Genomic DNA, 23,318 nt, shown 5'->3' on the forward strand with positions numbered 1-23,318 from the left:
GGCGCGGGGGTCATGGGCGGCCCGTCAGGCCGCCCCACCCTGCTCTGGCTGGTTGCGCGTCAGTTCGCGCGTCGCCGGGCGCCGTTGGTGCGTCGTTGATCTGTTCTTTGCTGCAAGAAAGCGACGCCGCCAAGCCCTTCCTTGGCGGAACCACCGTCTTTTCGCTGCGCAGGCTGTTCGCTGCGCTGCTGCGGCCGATCATTGCGCGGCGCATCAGGGCGAGCTGCATCGCTGCGCGGCTCCTGACGCTGGCCGGCATGGGCAGCGTTGCCCGCATGGGAAGGCTTGGCAGCATGGGCGGGCTTGGCGCCCTGGCGCTGGCCCGAGGGCCGGCCATGGTCGCGTCCGCCGCCGCCATTCTGTGCGCCGCGTCCGCCGCGACCCTGGTTCTGGGCCGGCTTCTTCGGCGTACGGCCGTCCCAATAGGGAACCTCGCCGATCGGGGTGATGGCGACGCGGGTCAGCTTCTCGATCGCGGCGAGATCGCCGCGCTCTTCGGGCGTGCAAAAGGCGATCGCGACGCCCGACGCGCCGGCGCGCGCGGTGCGGCCGATGCGGTGAACATAGGTCTCGGCGACGTTAGGCAGGTCGAACTGAACGACATGGCTGATGCCATCGACGTCAATGCCGCGGGCGGCGATGTCGGTCGCGACCAGGATGCGCAATTCGCCGTCACGGAAGGAGCCGAGCGCGCGCTCGCGCTGGCCCTGGCTCTTGTTGCCATGGATCGCGGCCGACTTGATGCCCGAGATCTCGAGCTGGCGGACGACCTTGTCGGCGCCGTGCTTGGTGCGGGTGAAGACGATAGCGCGCTCCATCTCGGGAACGCTCAGGGTCTTGGCCAGCAGCGTCGGCTTCTCGCCGGGGCTGATGAAGATGACGCGCTGGTCGATCTTCTCGGCGGTGGTCGCGACAGGCGCGACCGAGACCTCGACGGGATCGGTCAGATAGGCCGAGGCGATCTCGCGGATCGGCTTGGGCATGGTCGCCGAGAACAGCAGCGTCTGGCGCTTCTTGGGGATCAGCGTGGCGATCCGGCGCAGCGCATGGACGAAGCCGAGATCGAGCATCTGGTCGGCCTCGTCGAGGACGAGATATTCGATCTCGCGCAGCGAGACGGCGCGCTGATCGACGAGGTCGAGCAGGCGGCCGGGCGTCGCGACGAGGATGTCGACATGCTGGCCGAGCGCGCGGATCTGCTTGCCGACGGGCACGCCGCCGAAGACGACGGTCGACTTGATCGTGGTGAACTGGGCATAGGCGCGGATCGAGGTCTCGATCTGGGCTGCGAGCTCACGGGTCGGCGACAGGATCAGCGCGCGCACCGAGCGCGTCTCCATGCGACGCGGCTGGTTGAGCAGGCGGTGGATCAGCGGAAGCGCGAAGGCTGCCGTCTTGCCTGTGCCGGTCTGGGCGGCGCCGAGAAGGTCGCGGCCCTCGAGAATGCGGGGAATCGCCTGCGCCTGGATCGGCGTGGGCGTGGTGTAACCTTCGGAGGCGAGCGCCTTGAGAAGCTGCTCGGCCAGGCCGAGGTCGGTGAATTGAGTCAAAATAGGTCTTTCCGGACGCCGCGACGCAAGGGGCACATGTGGGTGTCGGCTGTGCCGCCGGATTGCGTCCGGCCTTGAATATTGGATCGTTCCTGCCGGCGAACCGCTAAGCCACAGCGCCGGAAGGGGTCTTTTAGGGTGTCTTTGGAAAGCCGGGCGGGCGCGAGACGCGCCTGCCCGGTCTATGGTGGTCAGTCTCAGGCGACGGCGAGGTTGCCGGCCGAGGACTTGCCGGTCTTGCGATCGGCGATCAGCTCGTAGGACACGACCTGACCTTCGACCAGCTCGCGCAGGCCGGCCCGCTCGACAGCGGAGATGTGGACGAAGATGTCCTGTCCGCCGTTCTCAGGGGTGATGAAGCCATAGCCCTTGGTGGTGTTGAACCACTTGACGGTGCCCTTATCCATGGAAGGTAGTCCTTACGTTTCAGATCCGCGTATTCAATGAGGCCCAAAGCTCGACGCGCGGACGCCTCGCTCCGGTCTTGTAGTCGATGTGTGGTGGATCTGAATCGTGCCCGCCGACCGGGCCAAGCCCGCGCGGAGGATTGGCCAGAACCCGGCCGCATCTCGTCTTACGTGGGTTGGGCTAGCATAATTTGCAAGCCGGGTCCAGCGTTCAACTCTGGGTGGAAGACGGAAGCAGGGAGCGACCACCGGCCCTCCCCGCTCCGCCGAGCAGCGGCGGGAACCGGCGTCAGCGCGGGTCCGCTCCCGCAAGCTCCGCAATAAGGGCGGCCAAACCGCCGAGATCGGCGAGCTTGCCGTAGCGGGCCTGCCCTTGCGGCTCCTGCGCGTGCTCCAGCGCCCAGGTCAGATCATGGGGCACATGCACAGCCCAGGCTCCGGCCTCAAGCGCCGGCCAGATGTCCGACTTCAGGGAGTTGCCGACCATCATCGCCTGCTCGGCGCCATCGCCATGGCGCGCGAAGATCCGCTGATAGGTCGCGGCCGTCTTGTCGCTGACGATCTCGACCGCGTCGAAGAAGTCGCCGAGGCCCGATTGGGCGAGCTTGCGCTCCTGGTCGAAGAGATCGCCCTTGGTGATCAGCACGAGCTTGTACTCGTCGGAGAGCACCTCGAGCGTCTCGCGCGCATGCGGCAGCGTCTCGACGGGATGGGCCGCCATCTCGCGGCCGGCCGCCAGGATCTCGCCGATGACCGTCGCCGGGACCTGGCCTCTGGTGACCTCGATCGCGGTCTCGATCATCGAGAGCACGAAGCCCTTGATACCGAAGCCGTAGAAGGCGAGGTTGCGGCGCTCCGCCTCCAGCAGCCGGCCGGAAATCTCGGCCGCCTCGCCATGCTCGCCGAGCAGCGCGACGAAGCGCGCCTCGGTCAGCTTGAAGAACTGCTCGTTCTGCCAGAGCGTATCGTCGGCATCGAAGCCGATAGTGGTGAGACTGCGTTGCATGGTCTCACGATACCGGCTCGGCTTCGACGAGCCCAGAGGCTGCGGCGGCTTCCGCCATCAAAAGATCGACCAGCCCGGGAAAGCGCTGCTGCAATTCGGCAAGACGCAGCGCGTTCGTGCGGCTGTTGCCGAGATCGACCTGGCGGATCAGGCCCGATTCCCGCAGCACGCGAAAATGATGCGTGCGCGTCGCCTTCGTCACCGGCAGGTCGAAGGAGCTGCAATGGCGGATCGTATCCGGCCGGGCCGCGAGCGCGAGCACGACCTTGCGGCGGATCGGGTCGGCGAGCGCGGCGAAGATCGCCCCGATCTCCATTTCCTCCAGCGCGGGATGGCCGCTGTCGTCAGGCATCAACTCGCTCCAGGCATGACTTGTTCAAAGCGCATCTCGCCTCAGGTACGTCTTGCATCATACCTTAATCCATGCGTCATTGCGCTCCTATCATTGGAGCGATCGCCGCATGACCACAAGACGCGCCGCCATCATCAGCGAATTCGGGCCGCCGGACGTCCTGTCCGTCGAGGTGCAAACGCTGCCGCCGCCGGCGCAAGGCGAGGTCCGCCTGCGCCAGACGGCGATCGGCTTCAATTTCATCGACATCTACCAGCGCAAGGGCATCTATCCGCTGCCGCTGCCGACCGGCCTCGGCTTCGAGGCAGCCGGCGTGGTCGAGGCGCTCGGCCCCGACGTCACCGGCATCAAGCCCGGCGACCGGGTCGCCTATATCAATGCCGGCGTCGGCGCCTACAGCGACCGGCGCAACGTGCCGGCCGACAAGCTGGTCGCTCTGCCCGACACGGTCAGCGACGAAGCGGCGGCAACCCTGCTGTTCAAGGGGCTGACCGCCCAGTACCTGCTGCGCAAGACCCATGCGGTCCAGCCAGGCGACCTGCTGCTGGTCCATTCCGCCGCCGGCGGCGTCGGCCAGATCCTGACGCGCTGGGCGAGCGCGCTCGGCGCGACCGTGATCGGCACGACCGGCTCGCCGGAGAAGCGCGAGGCGGCGCTGGCCGCCGGATGCAGCGCCGTCATCGACCTGACCGATCCGGCCTGGCCCACCGCCTTTCTCGCGGCAACAGGCGGGCGCAAGGCCAGGGTGGTCTACGACGCGGTCGGCAAGGACACCCTGCTGCAGTCGCTCGACTGCGCCGCGCCCTTCGGCCTCGTCGTCAGCTATGGCGCAGCCTCGGGCAAGGCTCCCGCGATCGACCCGGAACTGCTCAACAAGAAGGGCTGCCTGTTCCTGACCCGGCCCTCGATCTTTCCGCACAATGCCGATGCCGCAAGCTTCCGCGCCAATGCTGCCGACCTGTTCGACGCCATCGCCAAGGGCCATGTGCGGGTCGATATCGGTGCACGCTTCACCCTGGACGAGATCGCGGGGGTCCATGAGGCGGCCGAAGCCCGCGGCGTGAAGGGCGCGATCCTGATCACGCCGTAGCAGGGAAAGATGAAGCCGGGGCCGGCTCAAGCCGGCCCCGTGCGTTCTTCTCAGCCTTCCTTGGCCCGGACCGCACCGAGCGCCGCCTGCGCGGCGGCAAGCCGCGCGATCGGCACGCGGAAGGGCGAGCAGGAGACGTAGTCGAGGCCGACGCTCTCGCAGAAGCCGATCGAGGCGGGGTCGCCGCCATGCTCGCCGCAGATGCCGAGCTTGATGTCGGGGCGCGCCTTGCGGCCACGTTCGGTCGCGAGCTTCACCAATTCGCCGACGCCCTCCTGGTCGATGGTGACGAAGGGGTCGTTGGCGAGGATGCCCTTGGCCGTATAGGAGCCGAGGAAGGAGCCGGCATCGTCGCGGCTGATGCCGAGCGTGGTCTGGGTCAGGTCGTTGGTGCCGAAGGAGAAGAACTCGGCGCTTTCGGCGATCTCCTGCGCACGCAGCGCGGCGCGCGGCAATTCGATCATGGTGCCGACCTGATAGGTCAGGCCGACGCCGCTCTCGGCGATCACCGCCTTGGCCATGGCATCGATACGCGCCTTGACCAGGTCGAACTCGGCCACGCCCATGACGAGCGGCACCATCACCTCCGGGATCACCGGCTTGCCTGTTTCCTTGGCGGCGATCACCGCCGCCTCGAAGATGGCGCGCGCCTGCATCTCGGCGATCTCGGGATAGGCGATGGCCAGGCGCACACCGCGGAAGCCGAGCATCGGGTTGAATTCATGCAGCTCGGCGGCGCGGTGCTTCAGCGCCTCGGGCGTGACGCCGAGCGCCTTGGCGACGGCGGCGATCTCGGCCTCGCCATGCGGCAGGAATTCGTGGAGCGGCGGATCGAGCAGGCGGATCGTCACCGGCAGGCCGTGCATGATCGTGAACAGCGAGACGAAATCCTGCCGCTGCATCGGCAGGAGCTTCGCCAAGGCCGTGCGCCGCCCGGCATCGTCCTGGGCCAGGATCATCTCGCGCATCGGCTGGATGCGATCCTCGTCGAAGAACATGTGCTCGGTGCGGCAGAGCCCGATGCCCTCGGCGCCGAAATCGCGCGCGGTGCGGGCATCGTCGGGCGTCTCGGCATTGGCGCGGACTTTCAGGCGGCGGACCTTGTCGGCCCAGCCCATCAGCGTGCCGAACTCGCCGGAGAGCTCGGGCTTCTGCATCTTGATCTCGCCGAGCATGACCTGGCCGGCCGCACCGTCAATGGTGATGAAATCGCCGGCCTTCAGCGTCGTCGCACCGACCGTCAGCGTGCCCTTGGCGTAGTCGACGCGGATCTGGCCGGCGCCGGAGACGCAGGGCTTGCCCATGCCGCGCGCCACGACCGCGGCATGGGAGGTCATGCCGCCGCGTGTGGTCAGGATACCCTCGGCCGCGTGCATGCCGTGAATGTCCTCGGGGCTCGTCTCGACGCGCACGAGGATGACCTTGCGCCCGGCCTTCTTCGCCGCCTCGGCGTCGTCGGAGTTGAAGACGATCTCGCCGGCAGCCGCGCCCGGCGAGGCCGGCAGGCCGGTCGTCAGGATGCGGCGCTCGGCCTTGGGATCGATCATCGGGTGCAGCAGCTGGTCGAGCGCGCCGGGCTCGATGCGGCCGACCGCTTCCTCTTCCGTGATCAGCCCTTCCTTGGCGAGTTCGACCGCGATCCGCAGCGCGGCCTTGGCCGTGCGCTTGCCGGAACGGGTCTGCAGCATCCAGAGCTTGCCCTCCTGGATGGTGAACTCCATGTCCTGCATGTCGCGGTAGTGCCGCTCCAGGATGCCGTAGATGCGCACGAGCTCGGCATAGGCCTCGGGCATCGCCTTCTCCATCGAAGGCTTGTCGGAGCCGGCCTCCTTGCGGGCGACCTCCGTGATGTCCTGCGGCGTGCGGATGCCGGCGACGACATCCTCGCCCTGGGCGTTGATCAGGAACTCGCCATAGAGCGCGTTCTCGCCGGTCGAGGGGTTGCGGGTAAAGGCGACGCCGGTCGCCGAGGTGTCGCCCATATTGCCGAAGACCATCGACTGGACGTTGACCGCCGTGCCCCAGGCGGCCGGGATATTGTTGAGCTCGCGATATTTGATCGCACGCGCATTCATCCAGGAGGAGAAGACCGCGCCGACCGCGCCCCAGAGCTGGGCCTCGGGATCCTGCGGGAACTCCGAGCCCAGCGCCTTCTTGACGATGTCCTTGTACTTGCCGACCAGAACCTTCCAATCCTCGGCACCGAGATCGGTGTCGAGATGCAGGCCCTTGCGCTCCTTGTAGTCCTCGAGCGCCTCCTCGAAATGGCCGTGGTCGACGTCGAGCACGACGTTGGAATACATGGTGATGAAGCGGCGATAGCTGTCCCAGGCGAAGCGGGCATCGCCCGAAGCCTTGGCGACGGCCTCGACGGTGACGTCGTTCAGGCCGAGGTTCAGCACCGTATCCATCATGCCCGGCATCGAGGCGCGCGCGCCCGAGCGCACCGAGACCAGCAGCGGGTTGGCGGGGTCGCCGAAGACCTTGCCGGTCAAGCGCGCCATCTCGGCCAGCGCCGCCTTGGCCTGCCCGTCGAGCTCGGAGGGGAACTGCTTGCCGTTATCGTAATACCAGGTGCAGACCTCGGTGGTGATGGTGAAGCCCGGAGGCACCGGCAGGCCCAGATTGCTCATCTCGGCGAGATTGGCGCCCTTGCCGCCGAGCAGGTTCTTCATACCCGCCTCGCCTTCGGCCTTGCCGTCGCCGAAGGTGTAGACCCATTTACCGCCTGCCATCACCAATGCCTCTTCATCCAGCCACCGCGGCAACGCGACGGCGATCCAAAAGTTTCCAGCGAAGCGCCGCGGGCGCCAGGAAGCGACTGTGCGGCGGAGACGGCGTGGTCATGCCGAAATGCAGCTGAACAATCAATGAGCGCCACGCTCGCCACAAAGACCGACCGGGCCATCATGACGTCGACGGGCCCGGCGTCACCAGCGGCACGGTCGGGAAATAGGAACGATAGCGCGCCGGATCGCGTGTCATCAGGCGATATCCGGAGATGGCGGCATGGGCGCCGATAAAGAAATCAGGCAGCGGCGCCTGCTTCGTGCCGCCCTTGCGACGATAGGCCAGGAAGCACTTGCCCGCCAGGAACGCCGCCTCATAGGGCAGCGCCTCACGATCGATCATCGCCTTCGGCAAGGCCTGGTCGAGTTCCTCGATCCGTGAATAGCGCACGGAGACCTCGGCATAGATGACCGGGTTGATGACGAGCCGGGCGCTGTCAGCCGCCTCGGCGAGCGCTTGGGCAGACCACGCAAACCATTGCGGATCCTCGCTCATGACGTCGAGCAGGACGTTGCTGTCGATCAGGATCGCGCTCATTCAGAGCACTTCCGCGTTTCCCCGAATCGTGGAAATTCTCCAACTCCTTGTTTTATCGCGTTTTCTTCACGCGAACCGGCATCCACTTCGCCCGAAAATGCACTAGTCATCGCGCGTCAGGGCCATGATGGCGGCCGTGCTCATCGCGACATCGCCCCGGCCGCGCATCTGCGCTATCAGCTTGTCGCCGCGGCCGGCCTTGTTGCGGGATTTGGCGCGCGTGATCCGCACGACCTTGCCATCGAACTCGAAATCGACCTCGGTATCCGGCAGGAGGCCTGCCTTCTCGCGGATATCCGCCGGGATCGTCACCTGGCCTTTGGAGGTGATGCGCATCGACAAATTCCTTACTCTTACATGTAAGAATAGGAGCTTCGCGCCAAATGGCAAGCCTCGAGCAGCCCCCAGGGCAAGATCGCATTCGGGCTGCGGCCATGTCCCAGACAATCGTTGTGGGAATGCATTCTTCAGAATGCACCGCCCCTCATTCAGAAGCGTTGCGCTTCTTCGCCGCGCGCGGCCAGCGCAGCGGCCAGGCGACGATCCGCTCCGGCATGTCGTCCTCGGAGACCTCGTCCTCGCTGCCGGAGACACGCCCCTTCACCGACACGCCCGCCTCGACCACGGTACGCGGATCGCCCGAGACCAGCGGATGCCACCAGGGCAGATCACGCCCCGTCGCGACGAGCCGATAGGCACAGGTCGGCGGCAGCCAGCGCAGCGTGCGCACCGCTTCCGGCGTCAGCGTGATGCAATCGGGTACGATGCTGGAGCGGTTGGGGTAGTCCTTGCAGCGGCAGGAGCCGGCATCGAACAGGCGGCAGCCGACATTGGTCGCGAGGATCTCGCCGCTATCCTCATCCTCGAGCTTGATCAGGCAGCAGCGACCGCAGCCGTCGCAGAGCGATTCCCATTGATCCTTGCTCATCTCCTCGAGCGAGGTCGTGCGCCAGAAGGGCTCGGTCGGGGACGGCTTTTCGGTCATGCCTGTGCTTATGCGCCGCCCCGCCGCGCGAGGGAAGCCGACGCAAGCGCGCATCCTAACGAGGCTCCCCCCGATGATCCTTGCGGAGCTGTCCGGAAAAAGGATGGAACCCGGCAGGCCCGAAATCTGCGGACAACGATCGCCGCCGCGCTTTCCTCCCTTACCTGGAGACAAAGCGGCGCATATGTGTTTGCTGTCGCAGATTGCGTTGCCAAGGCGATCGCGTCGCGGCAGGACGGTGACGGCAGCTCTTTCGTGGAGTTCCAGAACGGCGATGGAGTTCAGGAAGGCAGGCTGGGGGACACGTCTGAAGCGCTTCGCGCTTGGCGTCGATTCATGGGTCGATGCCGGCCTCTGGGGCTCAGCCCGCCGCGCCGGCGAGATCTATGAACGCATCCGCAGCTTCGCCGACCGCTTCACAGCCACCGGCGGCAAGCGCGTCGCCGCCGAATTCGCCAGCGAGGGCCTCAATCTCGGCATCGTCGGCAGCCTGCTGATGCTCTCCCTGGCGATCCCCTCCTTCCGGGAAGGGCGCGAGGAGGCGCTGAAGAACCAGGTCTTCGCCGTGACCTTCCTTGACCGCTACGGCTCGGAGCTCGGCCATCGCGGCGCGCGCCATGACGACTCGCTGAAACTCGAGGAGATGCCCGACCATCTGGTCAAGGCGGTCCTGGCAACCGAAGACCGGCGCTTCTACGACCATTTCGGCATCGACATTTTCGGCACGCTGCGGGCCATGACGGTCAATGCGCGCGCCTCCGGCGTCGTCCAGGGCGGCTCTTCGCTGACGCAGCAGCTCGCCAAGAACCTCTTCCTCAGCAATGAGCGCTCGCTCGACCGCAAGATCAAGGAAGCCTTCCTGGCGCTCTGGCTGGAAGCCCGGTTGAGCAAGAACGAGATCCTCAAGCTCTATCTCGACCGCGCCTATATGGGCGGCGGCACCTTCGGCGTGGCGGCAGCGGCGGAGTATTACTTCGGCAAATCGGTCAGGGACGTGTCGCTGGCGGAGGCCGCGATGCTGGCCGGGCTGTTCAAGGCGCCGACGAAATACGCCCCCCATGTCAACCTGCCCGCCGCCCGCGCGCGCGCCGGCGACGTGCTGAACGCGATGGTCGATGCCGGCTTCCTGACCGCGGGCCAGATCGACAGCGCCAAGCGCAACCCGGCGACGCCGGTCGACCGCAGGCGCGATTCCAACCCGGACTACTATCTCGACTGGGCCTTCGACGAGATCAAGCACCTGGCCGACGAGGGCAAGATCGGCTCGGACCGGGTGCTGACCGTGAAGACGCCGCATGATCCCGCGATCCAGGGACAGGCCGAGAAGGCGATCGAGCAGGTCCTGCGCCAGAACGGCCCCGCCTACCGGGTCAAGCAGGCGGCGACCACCGTGATGGACCCTGACGGGGCGGTGCGGGCCATGGTCGGCGGGCGCGACTACGGCATCAGCCAGTTCAACCGCGCGACGTCGAGCCTGCGGCAGCCGGGATCGTCCTTCAAGCCCTTCGTCTATGCCGCGGCGCTGTCGTCCGGCCTTTACCGGCCCAACACCATCGTCACCGACCGCCCGATCTGCATCGGCAACTGGTGCCCGAACAATTACGGGCGCTCCTATGCCGGTTCGATACCGCTGACCGTGGCGCTGGCGAAATCGATCAATACGATCCCGGTGCAGATGTCGATTGCGATGGGCAAGGCGACCGGCGAGACGCATGAGGCCCGTGCCGCCCGCATCGGCCGGCTCAAGATCATCGAGACCGGCCGGGCCATGGGCCTGACCACGCCGCTGACCGACACGGTGTCCCTGCCGATCGGCGCGGCCGAGGTCACGGTGATCGACATGGCGGCCGGTTATTCGGTCTTCGCCAATGGCGGCAAGCGCGCAAGACCCTATGTCGCGATCGAGATCCGCAATTCGCAGGGCGAGGAGATCTACCGGCACGACCGCGACGAGCCGGCCCCGGAGCAGGTCCTGAGCACCCAGGTGGCGCAGGACATGAACTTCATGCTCTCCAAGGTGCCGACCGAAGGCACCGGCCGGCGCGCGGCGCTGGACGGCGTCGTGACCGCCGGCAAGACCGGCACCACGAACGGCTACAAGGACGCCTGGTATGTCGGCTTCTCCGGCAATCTCGTCGGCGCGGTCTGGTTCGGCAATGACGACAGCTCCGAGACCGCGAACATGACCGGCGGCTCCCTGCCGGCGATGGCCTGGAAGGAGATCATGCAGTTCGCCCATCAGGGGCTCGAGCTGAAGCCGATCCCAGGCGTCACACCCGCGACAGACCCCAAGGCCATTACGGTCGCCAAAGCGGGCAGCCCGGAGATGTCGCGCGTTGCCCAGGTTTCGGGTCCCGGCGCCGGCCATATGCCACGTCAATCCTTCGAGGTGCTCTCGGCGGTCGGCTCCATGTTCAAGACGATAGAGGCCTCCCGCACGCGCGGCACATCCATTCAGGTCGGCATCCGCGAGGTCTCTTCGCCGGGGCGCGAGACGCGCCTGCGCTGAGATAGGTTGCTGCTCGCTGGGCCCAGGTTGACGGGGCGGGCCGGGCTGGTTCAACTCCCGCCGCCGGCCTGTCGTCAGCCGGTTCGGAAAGCAAGGCCGTGCGCGCGCTGGATCTCGCTTACGTCATCGCACTCGGTGCCGGGCTGGGGCTCGGCTCGGCCCATTTAGCCGTCGCCGGCAGGCCGCTGCTCGGCGTGGTCCGGATCGGCCCCTGGGACGCCTGGCCGCGCGGCGGCGGGCGCGATGTCGACCCTTATATGCGCGCCTTTCTGGCGCGCGGCGTCCATGTGCCGCTGGGCGCGGGCGAAGGCCTCGAACTGATCGCGAGCCGCGACGATCGCGGCCAGGCGCTCGACGGGCGCTGCCGCTATCTGATCTCGGGAGCGACGCCGACGACGCGCGGCTGGTCGTTGAGCGTCAGCGACATGGATGGGCGGCCGTTCCGCCTGCCGCTCGACCGCAACGGCTTCACCGATGCGGAAGTCGTCCGCGAGGAGAGCGGCATCCTGCGCATCACGGCAGCGGCGGAGCCGCAGACCGGAAACTGGTTGCCGCTGCCGGGCAGCGGGCGTTTCCAGCTCCGGCTGCGGCTCTACGACACGCCGATTTCGAGTCAGGCCGGCGAATTGCGGCCCAATGTCCTGCCCGGCATCGCCCGGCTCGGCTGCTGATGACGACGCTCGATCAGGCTCCGCACGATGAGAGACCGGCGCTCCCGAGCCAGGCCGACGCAACACCGCGGCGGCGTTGGCCGATGCGGATCACCGGCGCCGTGCGGCGCCTCGCCTACGCAACCATCGCGGGGCTGGTGCTCGCCGGCATCGTCCACATCGTCACGGTCCTGCTGATCCCGCTCCTCTCCAACAGCGACGCCACCAGCGCCTATCTCTCGCTGGGCACGAGCGGCCATGCCGAGCTGGTCTGGCCGCGCAGCACTGAGAGCGGGTTGCCCGTGCCGCGCGAGGCCGATCCTGCGGCCGTGACCGCGATCTGCAGCTACGATCTTTCCGCCGGCCCGATGCGCGTCGTCGCGCGCACCGGCACATTGCCGCTCGGACTGACGCTGCACCGGCGCGGCGGCGGCGTGCTCTACGCCATCACCGACCGGGCCGCGATCCGCGGCGTGGTCGAGTTCCTGGTGATGACGGAGGAACAGCGCGACGAGCGGGCCGCGCGCGACGAAGAGGGCGAGGCCGTGCGTGAATTGCGCATCGTCTCCGACACGATGCAGGGCCTGATCGTCGCGCGCGTCCTGGCGAAACATCCATCCGACCGCGAAGACGCCGAGGCGCTCGCGACAGGCGTCGCCTGCGGGCTCGCGGAATGATCAGCCCTTGTAGACGACCGGGGGCCTTGGCGCCCTCTCGGCAGGCTCTTGCGCGCCCCCGCCCCCGCCGAAGGCGCCAATGAGCGGCAGCTTGCACGTGGGCCCGGCTTCCGCCTCCAGCGCCATGATGCTGCGCTCGGCCTTGATCGCCTCGCGCGACGGCATCTCGACCACGAGGTTCGCCAGCGCGTAGCGGTAGCTTTCGATCCGGAAGGCTACGCGTTCGCAGACCCAGAGGATCAGCCCCTCATTCTCGACGACGCGCGCCATGGCGGGGTCAGCCTTCTCGGGCGGCACCAGGGGCGAACCTTCGACGGCGCGCATGCGGACGCGATCAGCCGCCACGACGCGCGCCGCATTGCCGCGAAACGGCGTGACCAGCAGGCGGTCGGCATTCGCATCCTCGGCGAGCCTGTTGTAGCGCGAGGCCTGCGAGGCATAGGAGCCGCCGGTCAGGCCGCGAAAATAGTCGGATACCGCGTTCGACTGCGCCGCGACCGGCAGGATGCGCGCATGGGCGAGATCCGAGACCTGGCGCTCGAAAAAATTGCGCTCATGCGCCGGCATGACCAGACGCCAGGCCCTGTCGCGCAATTGCTCCTCGTCATCGGTCATCCTGAAATAGGAAGCCGCCTCGCCACGAAAGGTCGCCGACCAGAAACCGGCCTGCGGCGCGATCGTATCGCTCCAGAGATTCGGGCGCGGACGTCCCAGATCGCCCGTGCAGGCGCCTCCCGCCAGGGCGAGCAGCAAGGCCAGGCTTCGGCAAGCGGTCCTCACACCGGCTGCCCGGCGCTTTTCGCACGGCCTTGCCGCGGAGCGGCGCGGCGCTTGCGGGTTACGCGCTCGTCGATGGCGGCGGCCTCGGCCTGGCGCTCGTAGCGCACGCCGGTGAAGAACAGGATCATCGCCGGCCCGCGAGCCGGAGCGCTCTCCTGCGAGATCGGTGCCGCCTTGTGCGAGGTCGGCGCCGCCTTGGGACGAGACGCAAACGGAATGACATCGGCCATTGTGACGCGCCTCCTTGTCTGGCGCCTTGAGCTTTTGGAAGCGGAAGCGGGCTCTCTTGCGGAAAACCGATTCCCCGCCTTAGCACCCGCTCCGGATCGCGGTTGTCAGCAGGGCTTCGAGCCATACGGGGCAGAACCCGCATCGACGCTTAGGCCCTCCTGTCCGCATCAGGCCTCGACATGGTTAACACCCTCTTAAAGCCTCGCGGGTTAAGATGGTGAGACCATCGAAATTCCGCACAGAGTTCCCTTCATGCCCTCGCGTATCGCCTCCGAACTTGCCCAGCTCGCCCGCCTTGCGCGCGATGGCGGACTCGATCTCAGCCAGGTTTCGCTGCGGGTGAAGGCCGATCTGCTGATGTCCTCGCCCAGGCCGCCGCAGGAGGACCTCGACGCCTTCCGCGAGATGGGGGAGGCCCTGATTCCCGCCATCGACGAGGCCACGGCCGTGATCCTGGCGCGCAAGCTGGCTGGCTGGCGTTACGCACCAGCATCCGTACTGCAGGCCCTGAAATCGCGCGGCGGCGCGGTCTTGGTTGCACTCCTGCGCCATGGCATGCCGCTCCCCGCCGCGGAAATCGAGGCCCTGGCGGAACGGGGCGATGACGAGATCGCGCTCGCCATCGCGGAGCGCGCGGATCTGACCGCGACGGCGGCCCTGATCCTGGTTGATCGCGACCTGCGCCCGGTCGATCTGGCGCTGATCGCCAATGCCGCCTCGCCCCTGCCCCACATGGTGCTCGACCAGTTGCTCGAGCGCTCGCGCACCGAGCCCTCCTACGCCCAGCTCCTGCTGGCGCGGCCCGATATCGCCAGCGCGGATCTGGCGCCGCTTTATCTGCAGGCCGGCGCGCAACGGAAAACCGCGATCATCGAATCGCTGACGGCGCTGGATTCCTTCGCCCCGGCGGAGCGGCGGCCGCAGCTCGCGCCGGATCTCTTCGCGGGCTGGCTCACCACGGCCAGCAACGACCCCGCCGGCGCATTCGGCGCGATCGCGAGCTATGTCGGCGGCGGGCAGGCGCTGGCGGAAGCCATGGAAGCCGACACATCGCGCGATCTCGTGGCGCTGGCGCTGACGGCGGCCGGGGCGAGCGTGGAGGACGCGACGCGCTTCATGATCAGGCTCGGCGACGAAGCGGCCCATTCGGTCGACCGCATCTTCGCCCTCGTCGCCCTGATGCGCCTGGTAAGGCCGGCTGTCGCGCTCAAGATCATCATGCAGGTCGCGGGCGTGCGTGCGCCGGTCGTCACCCGCAGGGGCCGGCATCAGCCGGCGATGGATCCGAGCAATTCGCCCAATCGCAGCGGCGCCGCCAAGCCGGAGAGCCAGACGCTCATCTCCGATGTGATGCGCAAGCTCGGCCTGCGGCGCGAGAACGGCTGACCGACAAGCTAGCGGGCTGCTGAAGAAGCCTATTAGGCCTCGACGAGATCGAGCCTGGGGTCGCCCTGCCGGTTCTCGATCTCGACCAGCCAGAGATCGGAATCGAAGCGCCGCTCGCGGGCGACGCGCTCCTCGATCGAGGCCGGATCCGAATCGAGGATGAGCTGGAAGCGCCGGTTACCCTCGTCGTCAGCCAGCGATTGCGGTGCGGGGCCATAGAGCGCCGCCGTGCCGTCGAGTCGGTCGAGCTTGACGAAAATCGCGCCGGCCTCGCTGGCGCCGCGCCGGCGCAGCACCGCGACCAGCCCGTCATGCGCTGCCTGGCGCAGATAGGCCGAGACCCAGAAATCGCTCGTGAGGCGCGCCATGGCCGAAATCCCCGAATGGATGTCGGTCCCGGCTAGAGCGCCTTCGCGGCCCTGTCCAGCCGCGGCGATCGCCGTGGCCCAGCGCTGCGAAGGCTTGGAAACTCCGCGAGCCCTCATCCTGAGGAGCCATTCCGGCAGGAATGGCGTCTCGAAGGATGCTCCAGGAGGCTCCCGAACCAGCTGGAGCATCCTTCGGGACGCCGCTGGCGCGGCTCCTCAGGATGAGGGCTCACATGCCCAAAAACTCTCTTACCGCTGAGAAGGTTTGGCGCCGCGAATATCGGCCGGCGGGCGAATATCGCCGCCATTGATCAGATCGGCGATCGGATCGCGCATCGCGGCGCTGCGGGTCACCGGCGCGGGCGCATGCGCGGCAGTGGCCGGGGCGGTGCGCGGCACATTGGTGACGGCGGCGGGCGGCCTGGGCTGCGTGGTCTCGCGGATGAGCTGCGTGAGATCGCTCGGACGGGCTGGCGGGACGAAGCCCTGTGTCGAGGCCGAGGCGGGCTGGGCGGCGGGCGTCACGGCGGCAGGCGGCGTCTCCGTGCGGCGCTCGACCGAGCGCGCATAGGGTCCCTGCATCGGAGCCGACAGGATCGGAGCGGGGTGGCGCACCTTCTGCAGCAGCATCGCATTGGCCAGGATCGCGGCCGCCACCGCGGTGAAGACCAGCAGCACGAAGGCGCGGCCCGGGCGGCGGCCGACGGCCCGCCAGATCCGCGACAGCCAGGGCGCCTTGCGGCGCGGCGGCGCGGCGCGCTTGATCGGCGCGGTCAGAGTGGAACCGGAGCGGGCGCGGGCGGCTATCGTTGCGGACATGCTTGGCTCTTGATCAGGCGGTCAGACGGACGGGTTCTTTGGATTCGAGGCCGCGGCGCGGGGCGCGCGCGAAGGTCGTGATCTTGACCGGCAGGGAGCTGGCTGCGACGCCGCCGACCGGCAGCCTGACGGCGACGCGCGTGCCGACCCCCGGCGCGCTCTCGATCGTCAGCTTGCCACCGTGAAGGCCGACCAGGCCGCGCACCACGGAGAGGCCCAGGCCCGTGCCTTCGTAGTTGCGGTCATAGCTGCCGCCCGCCTGGAAAAAGGGATCGCCCAGCTTCGGCAGGTCGGCGGCGGCGATGCCGATCCCGGTATCGGCGACCGAAAGGTCGATCATATCGCCGTCGCGCACCACCGCGAGCACGACGCGGCCATTGACCGGCGTGAACTTCACCGCATTGGAGAGCAGGTTGATCATGACCTGCTTCAAGGCGCGGCGATCGCCCAGAACGGACGGCAAATCAGGCCCCAGCACCCGCTCCAGCGAGACCTGGCTCGCCTCGGCGCGCAACGCCATCAGCGCACAGCAATCCTGGGCCACGGCGGCGATATCGATCGGCTCCTGCTCGATCGTCATCGCGCCGCTCTCGATCTTGGAGATGTCGAGCAAGGTGTTGACGACATCGAGCAGGTGATGTCCCGAACCGTGAATGATCTTGGCATATTCCTGGCGCTTTTCAGCGTCGAGCCACGCCTGCGCATCATTGCTCAGCATCTCGGAGAAGCCGATGATGGCATTCAGCGGCGTGCGCAGTTCATGGCTGACGGTCGCGAGGAACTGGCCCTTGACGTCGCTGGCCTTCAGGGCCTCGGCATGACCACGGGCGCGCTCCTCTTCCAGCGCCTGGCGGGCCGTGATGTCGCGCATCACGCAGACCACCGCCACGCCGTCCCTGGCGCCCGCGTCCTCGATCCGGTGCGCGCGCATCTCCAGCCAGAGCGAGACCGGCGTCCTGCCGTCAGTGTCGCCGCTGCGCGGCACGAAGAGCGTCCGGAAGCAGGCGGTGGAGACACCGCCGCCATGGGCTGCGTCGCTCAGCGCCTTGAGGAAGAGCGGCCGGTCGGCGATGTGCACCCGCTCGAACAGGCCGCGCCCGCGCAGATCCTGCGGATCGGCGCCGGCGAGCGCCTTGGCCGCGGCATTGGCGAACAGGACGGAGCCGCCGGCATCATGCCAGGTGACGAGATCGCCGACATTGTCGAGGAGGAGCTGGGCGCGCGCATCGGAGGCGCGATGCTCGCGCAATTCGTCGTCGCGCCGATGCAGGAAGCCGACGGCGACAGCCATCGCGTACAGGATCGCGATCATGACGAAGCTCGGCATCATGCCCGCGGTCCAGGGCGCCGGCGCCGCGAAGGCGCCGAGCTGCTGCAAGATCACGACACTGCCGAGCGCGATGGCGGCGATGGCGCTGGCGCGCGCCACATAGGGCCGCGAGCCGAAGAACATCGCCTCGGTCGGCACGGCCGCCAGCCAGAGCAGCAGGGGCGATCCCGCGCCGCCCGTCATCCCGGCAAGCGCGGCGATGAACAGCGCCAGCGCGCTCGCCGAGATGCAATGGGCGATGTCGAGCCGGCCGCTGCGCGAAAGCGTGACGACGGCGATGAGCGGCAGGGCGGCGGCGATCATGATGAGAGCCTCGAGCGTGCCCAAGGTTCCGCGCCAGGCGAGATAGGCGGGTGCCAGGCCGAGCGCGACGGCGCCGACCATGAGGCGCGTCAGAATGAAGCGCTCATGCCGCATGCGCTCGAGCGAATTCGGCAGCACCGATGCGTGCACCAACGCCGCCACCTGTGTCCTGATCGCAGACATCGTCATGAGAAACCGCAAACGCCTGACCTTCTGAGGGCTGGTTCGCCCGTGTTGCAGCGATCCTCGCCATCGCCGGTTTAAGCGGGGCTTAAGGCCACGGCGCAGCAAGACCGGCCCGGCACCGCAGATAAGCGAATAATATGATTGATTTCAGTGCCTTGCGAAAAATCGGAGAGCTGTTCCGCGCGGTGACGATGTTGCCGGCAGGGTGAATGGAAACTGAAGATCGCATCGTGCATTTGCTTCAAATGCGCGGCTTCTGGATGACGCGATCTTTCGGGTTCGCAGGCTATGGTGCCGGCGGGTTCGGGAGAGATGCGGGAACGGGGACGCAGCATGGCCTATATTCTGCGCAGCCTGGCGGTGATCGGCGTGATCGCGCTGAACTCGCCTGTCCATGACGGGAAGTCGATGGCGAGCAGCGCCGTCGATGCGGCACGCGGCGTCGCGAAATCCGCGACCCGGATCGACACCCACAGTGCCATGCAAAGCCTCACCGCCGCCCGCGAGGCCGCGCAGATCCTCGCCGGGCTCGATCCCGACACGCGCCAGCGCGTCTTGGCGCTCGCGCTGCCGGGAGCCACCGCCCGCCTCGGAGCCTCCGAGCAAGACAGCAAAGCCGGCTCGCGTTAAAACAACCGACGCAGAGCGCCTGCGGCACGCCGACGCTTGACGACGCAGGGGGACGCGCCGAAGACGCTGTCTGCCATGTTCCCGGACGACGTCCTGGACGACGGGAGCCGGCATCCTCATTGCGCAGCGTGGACATGAGCACCAACCTCGACGAGATCATCGCCAATTTCGAGCTGCTCGACGATTGGGACGACCGCTATCGCTACCTGATCGAACTCGGGAAGGGCCTGACGCCCTTGCCCGAGGCGGACCATAACGACGCCAACAAGGTCCGCGGTTGCGCCAGCCAGGTCTGGCTCGTGGCGCAGCGCGAGGGTCCGCCCGGCCCCGACAGCGTGCTGCATTTCAGCGGCGACAGCGACGCGCATATCGTGCGCGGGCTGGTGGCGCTGGCGCTCGCCATCCATTCCGGCCGGACCGCGAAGGAGATCCTCGCGACCGACGCCTTCGCCATCTACGAACGCCTGGGCCTTGCCGCCCATCTCACGCCGCAGCGCTCGAACGGCGTCCGTGCCATGATGGATCGCATCAAGGCCGACGCGCGCGCCGCCGCCCAAGGCTGAGCTGCAAGAGGCTGAGCTGCGGAAGGCTGATTTGCAGGAGGTTGACTTGCAGCCTCACGGCAGAACGGGTCGGTCGATGATTTGCCGCAAGGCAAAGCTCGATTGAATTCGCGCGACATGCGGCAGTCGAGAGAGCTGCGATTTATGCACATGCTCGAAATCTTCGACATCGCTCGCAACGACTGTCAGCAGATAGTCGTCGGCACCGGACATCAGAAAACACCGGAGCACGGACGGGCAGCGGGCCACCGCCTTCTCGAAAGCGGCGAGCGCCTCTTCGCTTTGACTGTCCAAAGCAAGCCTCACGATGACCGTGACCCCGAGTCCGAGAGCCTTTTGACTGAGGCGGGCGTGATAGCCGACAATGACCCCCTCTTCTTCGAGCGTGCGCTGCCTGCGCGCAACGGCCGTCGCCGACAGCCCGATCGTCTCTGCAAGTTTGACATGGCTCGTGCGCCCATCTCGGACGAGTTCCTTCAGCAAGGCGCGGGAGAGATGATCGAGGGGCATGAGATTCTGGACCTGAAGTGCAGCTCTGCGCAGGAAAGCAATGGCTTTCGCCCATGCTACGCCGTTATCACGCGCCGCCTACCGAAAAATCGCCACCTAACGCAGGAAACACCGAGACGAAGCGCGATATGCTGAACCCATAAACCAATGGGAGGGGTGGTATGCGTGTCGGTGTTCCAAAAGAAATCAAGGTTCACGAATACCGCGTCGGGCTGACGCCCGAAGCCGTGCGGGAATACATATCCGCCGGCCACGCCGTGGTCATCGAGACCGGCGCGGGGGCGGGCATTTCGGCGCCGGACGCGGCCTACGAGGCCGTCGGCGCTCGCATCGTGGCGAGCGCGGCCGAGGTGTTTGCCGAGGCCGACATGATCGTGAAGGTCAAGGAGCCGCAGCCGGGCGAATGGGCGCAGTTGCGCGAAGGCCAGATCCTGTTCACCTACCTGCATCTCGCTCCCGATCCAGCGCAGGCCGCCGGTCTGGTCGAATCCGGCGTTACAGCCATAGCCTATGAGACAGTCACGGACCGCTTCGGCGGCCTGCCTCTTCTTGCGCCGATGAGCGAAGTTGCCGGGCGACTCGCGATCGAGGCTGCTGCGGTTTCTCTCAAGCGCCCTGCCGGAGGACGTGGCATGTTGATCGGCGGCGTGCCCGGCGTGCCCCCGGCGCGCGTTGTCGTGATCGGAGGCGGCGTCGTGGGAACGCATGCTGCGCGTATGGCGGCCGGCCTGGGTGCGGACGTGGTGATCCTGGATCGGTCGCTTCCGCGCTTGCGACAACTCGACGAGTTGTTCGGCGGTCGCGTGCGCACGCGCTTCTCGACGCTTGATGCGATCGAGACGGAGATATTCGCCGCCGACGTTGTCATCGGGGCCGTGCTCATCCCGGGTGCCGCGGCGCCGAGGCTCGTGTCGCGAGCGCAATTGTCGGGCATGAAGCGCGGCGCGGTGCTCGTCGACGTCGCGATCGACCAAGGCGGTTGCTTCGAGACCTCGCGCGCGACCACCCATGCCGATCCGACCTATGAGGTCGACGGCGTGATCCACTATTGCGTCGCGAACATGCCAGGCGCCGTTCCGCTCACCTCGAGCTACGCCCTGAACAACGCCACTCTCCCCTTCGGGCTCGCCCTGGCCGCGAAAGGCCTCGATGCCATTCGCAGCGATCCTCACCTCGCGGCCGGCCTCAATATCCATCGCGGGGACATCACGAATGCTCCGGTCGCGGCGAGCCTTCAGAAGCCCTACAGGTCGGCAGAAGAGGTCTTGGCCGGGTAGGAGCGGGCAGATCGGCACGCCCTTCCAGATGGGTGAGTTGGGCGTGAAGACGCTCTCGAAGCTGAAGAAGGAGGAGGTCGACAGCATCGTCGAACCCGCGTCGTCATAAAGCAGGATGCGAAAAAGTGGGAACCGGTTTTTCGCGTCGATCCTGCTCTAACTCCTAGATGAGAGACGGATTCAGATTTCAGATCGGATCACTTGGTGATCCGATCTGAAATCATCCGGCTCTGGTCCCCGGGACAATATCGACAAGCCTGAAGCCAAGCTGTCCCGGCGGAGCGGCCCCGTTCGAGCGCGCTGATGCAGTTCGCCGGCAGGTGTCAGAATGTCATGCGGAATCAATGTCTTGCCGTATCAGTATCCAACCTTCTGATATAGATCACATCTACCGTTGCCCCATTATTGGGCACCCCCTAAGCTCTCGGGCATGAAGGGCGATAAACGCCCCGTCTTCAGGGAGGTGACGATGACGCGCCTGAGCGCCTGGATGCTTGTCGCTTCGCTATTGATTCCGACGCTGCCGCTATCCCCCTCTTCCGCGGCGGCGCAGGGCATTCCGCAGAACATTCCGCGCAAGGAACTCCTGATCCTCGAAAACCCGGAAGGGACGATCAAAAACGCGGGCTGGTTCAACATCTGGGCGATCAACGCCGGCAGCCAGTCGAACGGGCTGCAACAGGCGGCGCTCGACACGCTCTGGTACATCGATCCTGAAAAGGGCCTGGACGGTGCCTGGGACAATTCCCTCGCCGCGGAGAAGCCGGTCTACAATGCCGAGTTCACCGAGATGCGGGTCAAATTGCGACGCGGCCTGTTCTGGAGCGACGGCGTCGAGTTCAGCTCGGCCGACGTCAAGGCGACGGTCGACATCCAGGTCAAGAATCCGAACATGCGCTTTTCGGCCGTGCTGGCCAATAATGTCGCCTCCGTCGAGGCGCCCGATGCGGAAACGGTGATCTTCAAGCTGAAGAAGCCGAATTCACGCTTCCACACCAACTTCACCGTGCGCTGGGGCGCGATCTGGATCCTGCCGAAGCATGTCTTCGACAAGGTCGAGGACCCCGCGAAGTTCGACTTCAACAAGCCGGTCTCGCTCGGCGCCTATACGCTGCACTCCTTCGATCCCGACGGGAAATGGTACATCTGGCAGCTGCGCGAGGACTGGCAGCGCAGCTCGCTCGGCCGATATGGCAAGCCGGGACCGAAATATCTCGCCTATATCGACCCGGGCCCGCCGGACAAGCGCGTCATCGCGCAGCTCAATCATGAGCTCGACGTCATTCACGACATCGCCCCCGAGGGCATGTTCACGCTGGCAAAGCAGGACAAGGGCACCCGCGCCTGGTTCAAGGGCTTCCCCTATGGCCATCCGGACCCGACCCTGCCGGCGGTGATCTTCAACACCCAGAACGAGCACCTCAGGAACCGCGACGTGCGCTGGGCGCTGGCGCTGATGATCGACATCAAGGCGGTGACGATGGCTGCCTATCGCGGCGCCGCGACCATCTCGGCGATCGCCGTGCCGCCGACCGGCATCCATCCCGAGGCCTATCACAAGCCGATGGAGGCCTGGCTCAAGGATTTCGAGATCGATACCGGCAAGAGCAAGGTCAAGCCCTACGATTCGACTGTCGGCAAGCAGATCGCCGACATGCTGCGGCCCTCGATGGGCGACCAGATTCCCTCGGATCCCGCAGTGATCGCCAATTCCTTCGGCCTCGGCTGGTGGAAGACCAATGTCGCGGCGGCCGGCGAATTGCTGACGCGCGCTGGCTTCCGCAAGCAGGGCAACCAATGGCTGACGCCCGACGGCAAGCCCTTCGTGGTCAGGCTCATGGTCGAGGGCGACCTCAGGCCCGTCATGACGCGGGCCGGCACGATGATCGTGCAGCAGTGGAAGCAGGCCGGCATCGATGCGCGCATCGATGTGGCTCAGGGCACGCTGCTGACGCGGCGCGCGGCCGGCGATTTCGACGCCTTCATCGGCTGGAGCGTAGAGACGTGGGGCGGCCATCAGGACCTGTCCTATTTCATGGACAGCTGGCATTCCCAGTTCGTCGCCGAGCCCGGCAAGCCGCAACCGCTGCGCAACTGGCAGCGCTGGACGCATCCAGAGCTCGACAAGATCATCGAGGACATTCGCAAGATCGACTTCGACGATCCCAAGGGCGTCGAGCTCGGCCGCGACTACGTCAAGCTGATGACCCGCGAAATGCCGATCATCCCGCTCATGGCCTACAACGTCTTCACCGCGATGGATCAGACCTACTGGAAGGGCTACCCGACCGCCGATGATCCTTACGCCAACCCGGTCACGAACTGGGGCAACTCGCGCTACATGTTCGTGCGCCTGAAACCGGCCAACTGAGAAACCCGGGC

At 66.7% G+C, this 23,318-nt stretch carries 23 protein-coding genes; 9 read left to right on the plus strand and 14 right to left on the minus strand.

From position 1 onward, the window contains the following. Window positions 1-59 precede the first annotated feature (59 nt). From CYD53_RS22300 to CYD53_RS22315, 4 genes are all read right to left on the minus strand, one after another. The gene (locus CYD53_RS22300) at window positions 60-1,550 is read right to left on the minus strand and encodes a DEAD/DEAH box helicase (RefSeq protein ID WP_103720294.1); all 1,491 of its coding nucleotides are present in this window, start codon (window positions 1,548-1,550) and stop codon (window positions 60-62) included. A gap of 197 nt (window positions 1,551-1,747) precedes the next feature. Further along, entirely contained in the window at window positions 1,748-1,957 is a 210-nt protein-coding gene (locus tag CYD53_RS22305; RefSeq protein ID WP_103720295.1) for a cold-shock protein, read from the minus strand. A 289-nt stretch (window positions 1,958-2,246) separates the two neighbouring features. Next, window positions 2,247-2,963, minus strand: a complete 717-nt coding sequence (locus tag CYD53_RS22310) for an HAD family hydrolase (RefSeq protein WP_103720296.1) — start codon at window positions 2,961-2,963, stop codon at window positions 2,247-2,249. 4 nt (window positions 2,964-2,967) lie between these two features. After that, window positions 2,968-3,315 (minus strand): ArsR/SmtB family transcription factor, encoded by a 348-nt coding sequence (locus CYD53_RS22315; RefSeq protein ID WP_103720297.1) that lies wholly within the window; start codon window positions 3,313-3,315, stop codon window positions 2,968-2,970. 109 nt (window positions 3,316-3,424) lie between these two features. Between CYD53_RS22315 and CYD53_RS22320 the strand changes: the two genes are divergently transcribed. Beyond that, window positions 3,425-4,405, plus strand: coding sequence for a quinone oxidoreductase family protein (locus CYD53_RS22320; protein WP_103720298.1), 981 nt, complete (start codon window positions 3,425-3,427; stop codon window positions 4,403-4,405). A 50-nt stretch (window positions 4,406-4,455) separates the two neighbouring features. Here CYD53_RS22320 and ppdK read toward each other — a convergent pair whose 3' ends face one another. From ppdK to CYD53_RS22340, 4 genes are all read right to left on the minus strand, one after another. Beyond that, on the minus strand, window positions 4,456-7,140 hold the full coding sequence (gene ppdK, locus CYD53_RS22325; protein ID WP_103720299.1) for a pyruvate, phosphate dikinase: 2,685 nt from the start codon (window positions 7,138-7,140) through the stop codon (window positions 4,456-4,458). Between the two features lie 172 nt (window positions 7,141-7,312). Continuing rightward, window positions 7,313-7,732, minus strand: coding sequence for a type II toxin-antitoxin system VapC family toxin (locus CYD53_RS22330; RefSeq protein WP_103720300.1), 420 nt, complete (start codon window positions 7,730-7,732; stop codon window positions 7,313-7,315). A gap of 102 nt (window positions 7,733-7,834) precedes the next feature. Beyond that, complete coding sequence (locus tag CYD53_RS22335; protein WP_103720301.1) at window positions 7,835-8,068, minus strand: AbrB/MazE/SpoVT family DNA-binding domain-containing protein; 234 nt, start codon at window positions 8,066-8,068, stop codon at window positions 7,835-7,837. Window positions 8,069-8,216: 148 nt separating this feature from the next. Continuing rightward, window positions 8,217-8,717, minus strand: a complete 501-nt coding sequence (locus tag CYD53_RS22340) for a YcgN family cysteine cluster protein (protein ID WP_103720302.1) — start codon at window positions 8,715-8,717, stop codon at window positions 8,217-8,219. 274 nt (window positions 8,718-8,991) lie between these two features. Between CYD53_RS22340 and CYD53_RS22345 the strand changes: the two genes are divergently transcribed. From CYD53_RS22345 to CYD53_RS22355, 3 genes are all read left to right on the plus strand, one after another. Beyond that, window positions 8,992-11,226, plus strand: coding sequence for a transglycosylase domain-containing protein (locus CYD53_RS22345; protein WP_103720303.1), 2,235 nt, complete (start codon window positions 8,992-8,994; stop codon window positions 11,224-11,226). Window positions 11,227-11,324: 98 nt separating this feature from the next. After that, a complete protein-coding gene (locus tag CYD53_RS22350; RefSeq protein WP_103720304.1) occupies window positions 11,325-11,897 on the plus strand; it encodes a DUF1214 domain-containing protein in 573 nt (190 codons plus the stop codon). Window positions 11,898-11,980: 83 nt separating this feature from the next. Next, window positions 11,981-12,553 (plus strand): DUF1254 domain-containing protein, encoded by a 573-nt coding sequence (locus CYD53_RS22355; RefSeq protein WP_146055975.1) that lies wholly within the window; start codon window positions 11,981-11,983, stop codon window positions 12,551-12,553. On the opposite strand, the gene CYD53_RS22360 is transcribed toward CYD53_RS22355, so the two are convergent. Both CYD53_RS22360 and CYD53_RS22365 read right to left on the minus strand, forming a co-directional pair. Further along, the gene (locus CYD53_RS22360; RefSeq protein ID WP_103720306.1) at window positions 12,554-13,306 is read right to left on the minus strand and encodes a hypothetical protein; all 753 of its coding nucleotides are present in this window, start codon (window positions 13,304-13,306) and stop codon (window positions 12,554-12,556) included. It abuts the gene before it with no gap. 23 nt (window positions 13,307-13,329) lie between these two features. After that, window positions 13,330-13,563, minus strand: a complete 234-nt coding sequence (locus CYD53_RS22365) for a hypothetical protein (RefSeq protein WP_103720307.1) — start codon at window positions 13,561-13,563, stop codon at window positions 13,330-13,332. Window positions 13,564-13,816: 253 nt separating this feature from the next. On the opposite strand from CYD53_RS22365, the gene CYD53_RS22370 reads away from it, so the two are divergent. After that, entirely contained in the window at window positions 13,817-14,950 is a 1,134-nt protein-coding gene (locus tag CYD53_RS22370) for a DUF2336 domain-containing protein (RefSeq protein WP_103720308.1), read from the plus strand. 32 nt (window positions 14,951-14,982) lie between these two features. Here CYD53_RS22370 and CYD53_RS22375 read toward each other — a convergent pair whose 3' ends face one another. From CYD53_RS22375 to CYD53_RS22385, 3 genes are all read right to left on the minus strand, one after another. Further along, the gene (locus tag CYD53_RS22375; protein WP_092169290.1) at window positions 14,983-15,318 is read right to left on the minus strand and encodes a DUF1491 family protein; all 336 of its coding nucleotides are present in this window, start codon (window positions 15,316-15,318) and stop codon (window positions 14,983-14,985) included. 249 nt (window positions 15,319-15,567) lie between these two features. Further along, on the minus strand, window positions 15,568-16,137 hold the full coding sequence (locus CYD53_RS22380) for a hypothetical protein (protein ID WP_103720309.1): 570 nt from the start codon (window positions 16,135-16,137) through the stop codon (window positions 15,568-15,570). 13 nt (window positions 16,138-16,150) lie between these two features. Beyond that, the gene (locus tag CYD53_RS22385) at window positions 16,151-17,959 is read right to left on the minus strand and encodes a sensor histidine kinase (protein ID WP_103720310.1); all 1,809 of its coding nucleotides are present in this window, start codon (window positions 17,957-17,959) and stop codon (window positions 16,151-16,153) included. Window positions 17,960-18,289: 330 nt separating this feature from the next. On the opposite strand from CYD53_RS22385, the gene CYD53_RS22390 reads away from it, so the two are divergent. Beyond that, window positions 18,290-18,586 carry a hypothetical protein gene (locus CYD53_RS22390; RefSeq protein ID WP_103720311.1) on the plus strand — a complete coding sequence of 99 codons (297 nt, stop codon included), beginning with the start codon at window positions 18,290-18,292 and terminating at the stop codon, window positions 18,584-18,586. Window positions 18,587-18,720: 134 nt separating this feature from the next. Then, on the plus strand, window positions 18,721-19,149 hold the full coding sequence (locus CYD53_RS22395; protein ID WP_103720312.1) for a SufE family protein: 429 nt from the start codon (window positions 18,721-18,723) through the stop codon (window positions 19,147-19,149). Between the two features lie 54 nt (window positions 19,150-19,203). Here the strand turns inward: CYD53_RS22395 and CYD53_RS22400 are convergent, their stop codons facing one another. Beyond that, the gene (locus CYD53_RS22400; protein ID WP_103720313.1) at window positions 19,204-19,659 is read right to left on the minus strand and encodes an Lrp/AsnC family transcriptional regulator; all 456 of its coding nucleotides are present in this window, start codon (window positions 19,657-19,659) and stop codon (window positions 19,204-19,206) included. A gap of 161 nt (window positions 19,660-19,820) precedes the next feature. Between CYD53_RS22400 and ald the strand changes: the two genes are divergently transcribed. Beyond that, complete coding sequence (ald, locus tag CYD53_RS22405) at window positions 19,821-20,936, plus strand: alanine dehydrogenase (RefSeq protein ID WP_103720314.1); 1,116 nt, start codon at window positions 19,821-19,823, stop codon at window positions 20,934-20,936. A 469-nt stretch (window positions 20,937-21,405) separates the two neighbouring features. Continuing rightward, window positions 21,406-23,307 carry an ABC transporter substrate-binding protein gene (locus CYD53_RS22410; protein ID WP_181011978.1) on the plus strand — a complete coding sequence of 634 codons (1,902 nt, stop codon included), beginning with the start codon at window positions 21,406-21,408 and terminating at the stop codon, window positions 23,305-23,307. Window positions 23,308-23,318: the final 11 nt, after the last annotated feature.

Origin of the sequence: Allobosea psychrotolerans (assembly GCF_002917105.1) — a bacterium.
In the GTDB taxonomy this organism is placed as follows: Bacteria; Pseudomonadota; Alphaproteobacteria; order Rhizobiales; family Beijerinckiaceae; genus Allobosea; species Allobosea psychrotolerans.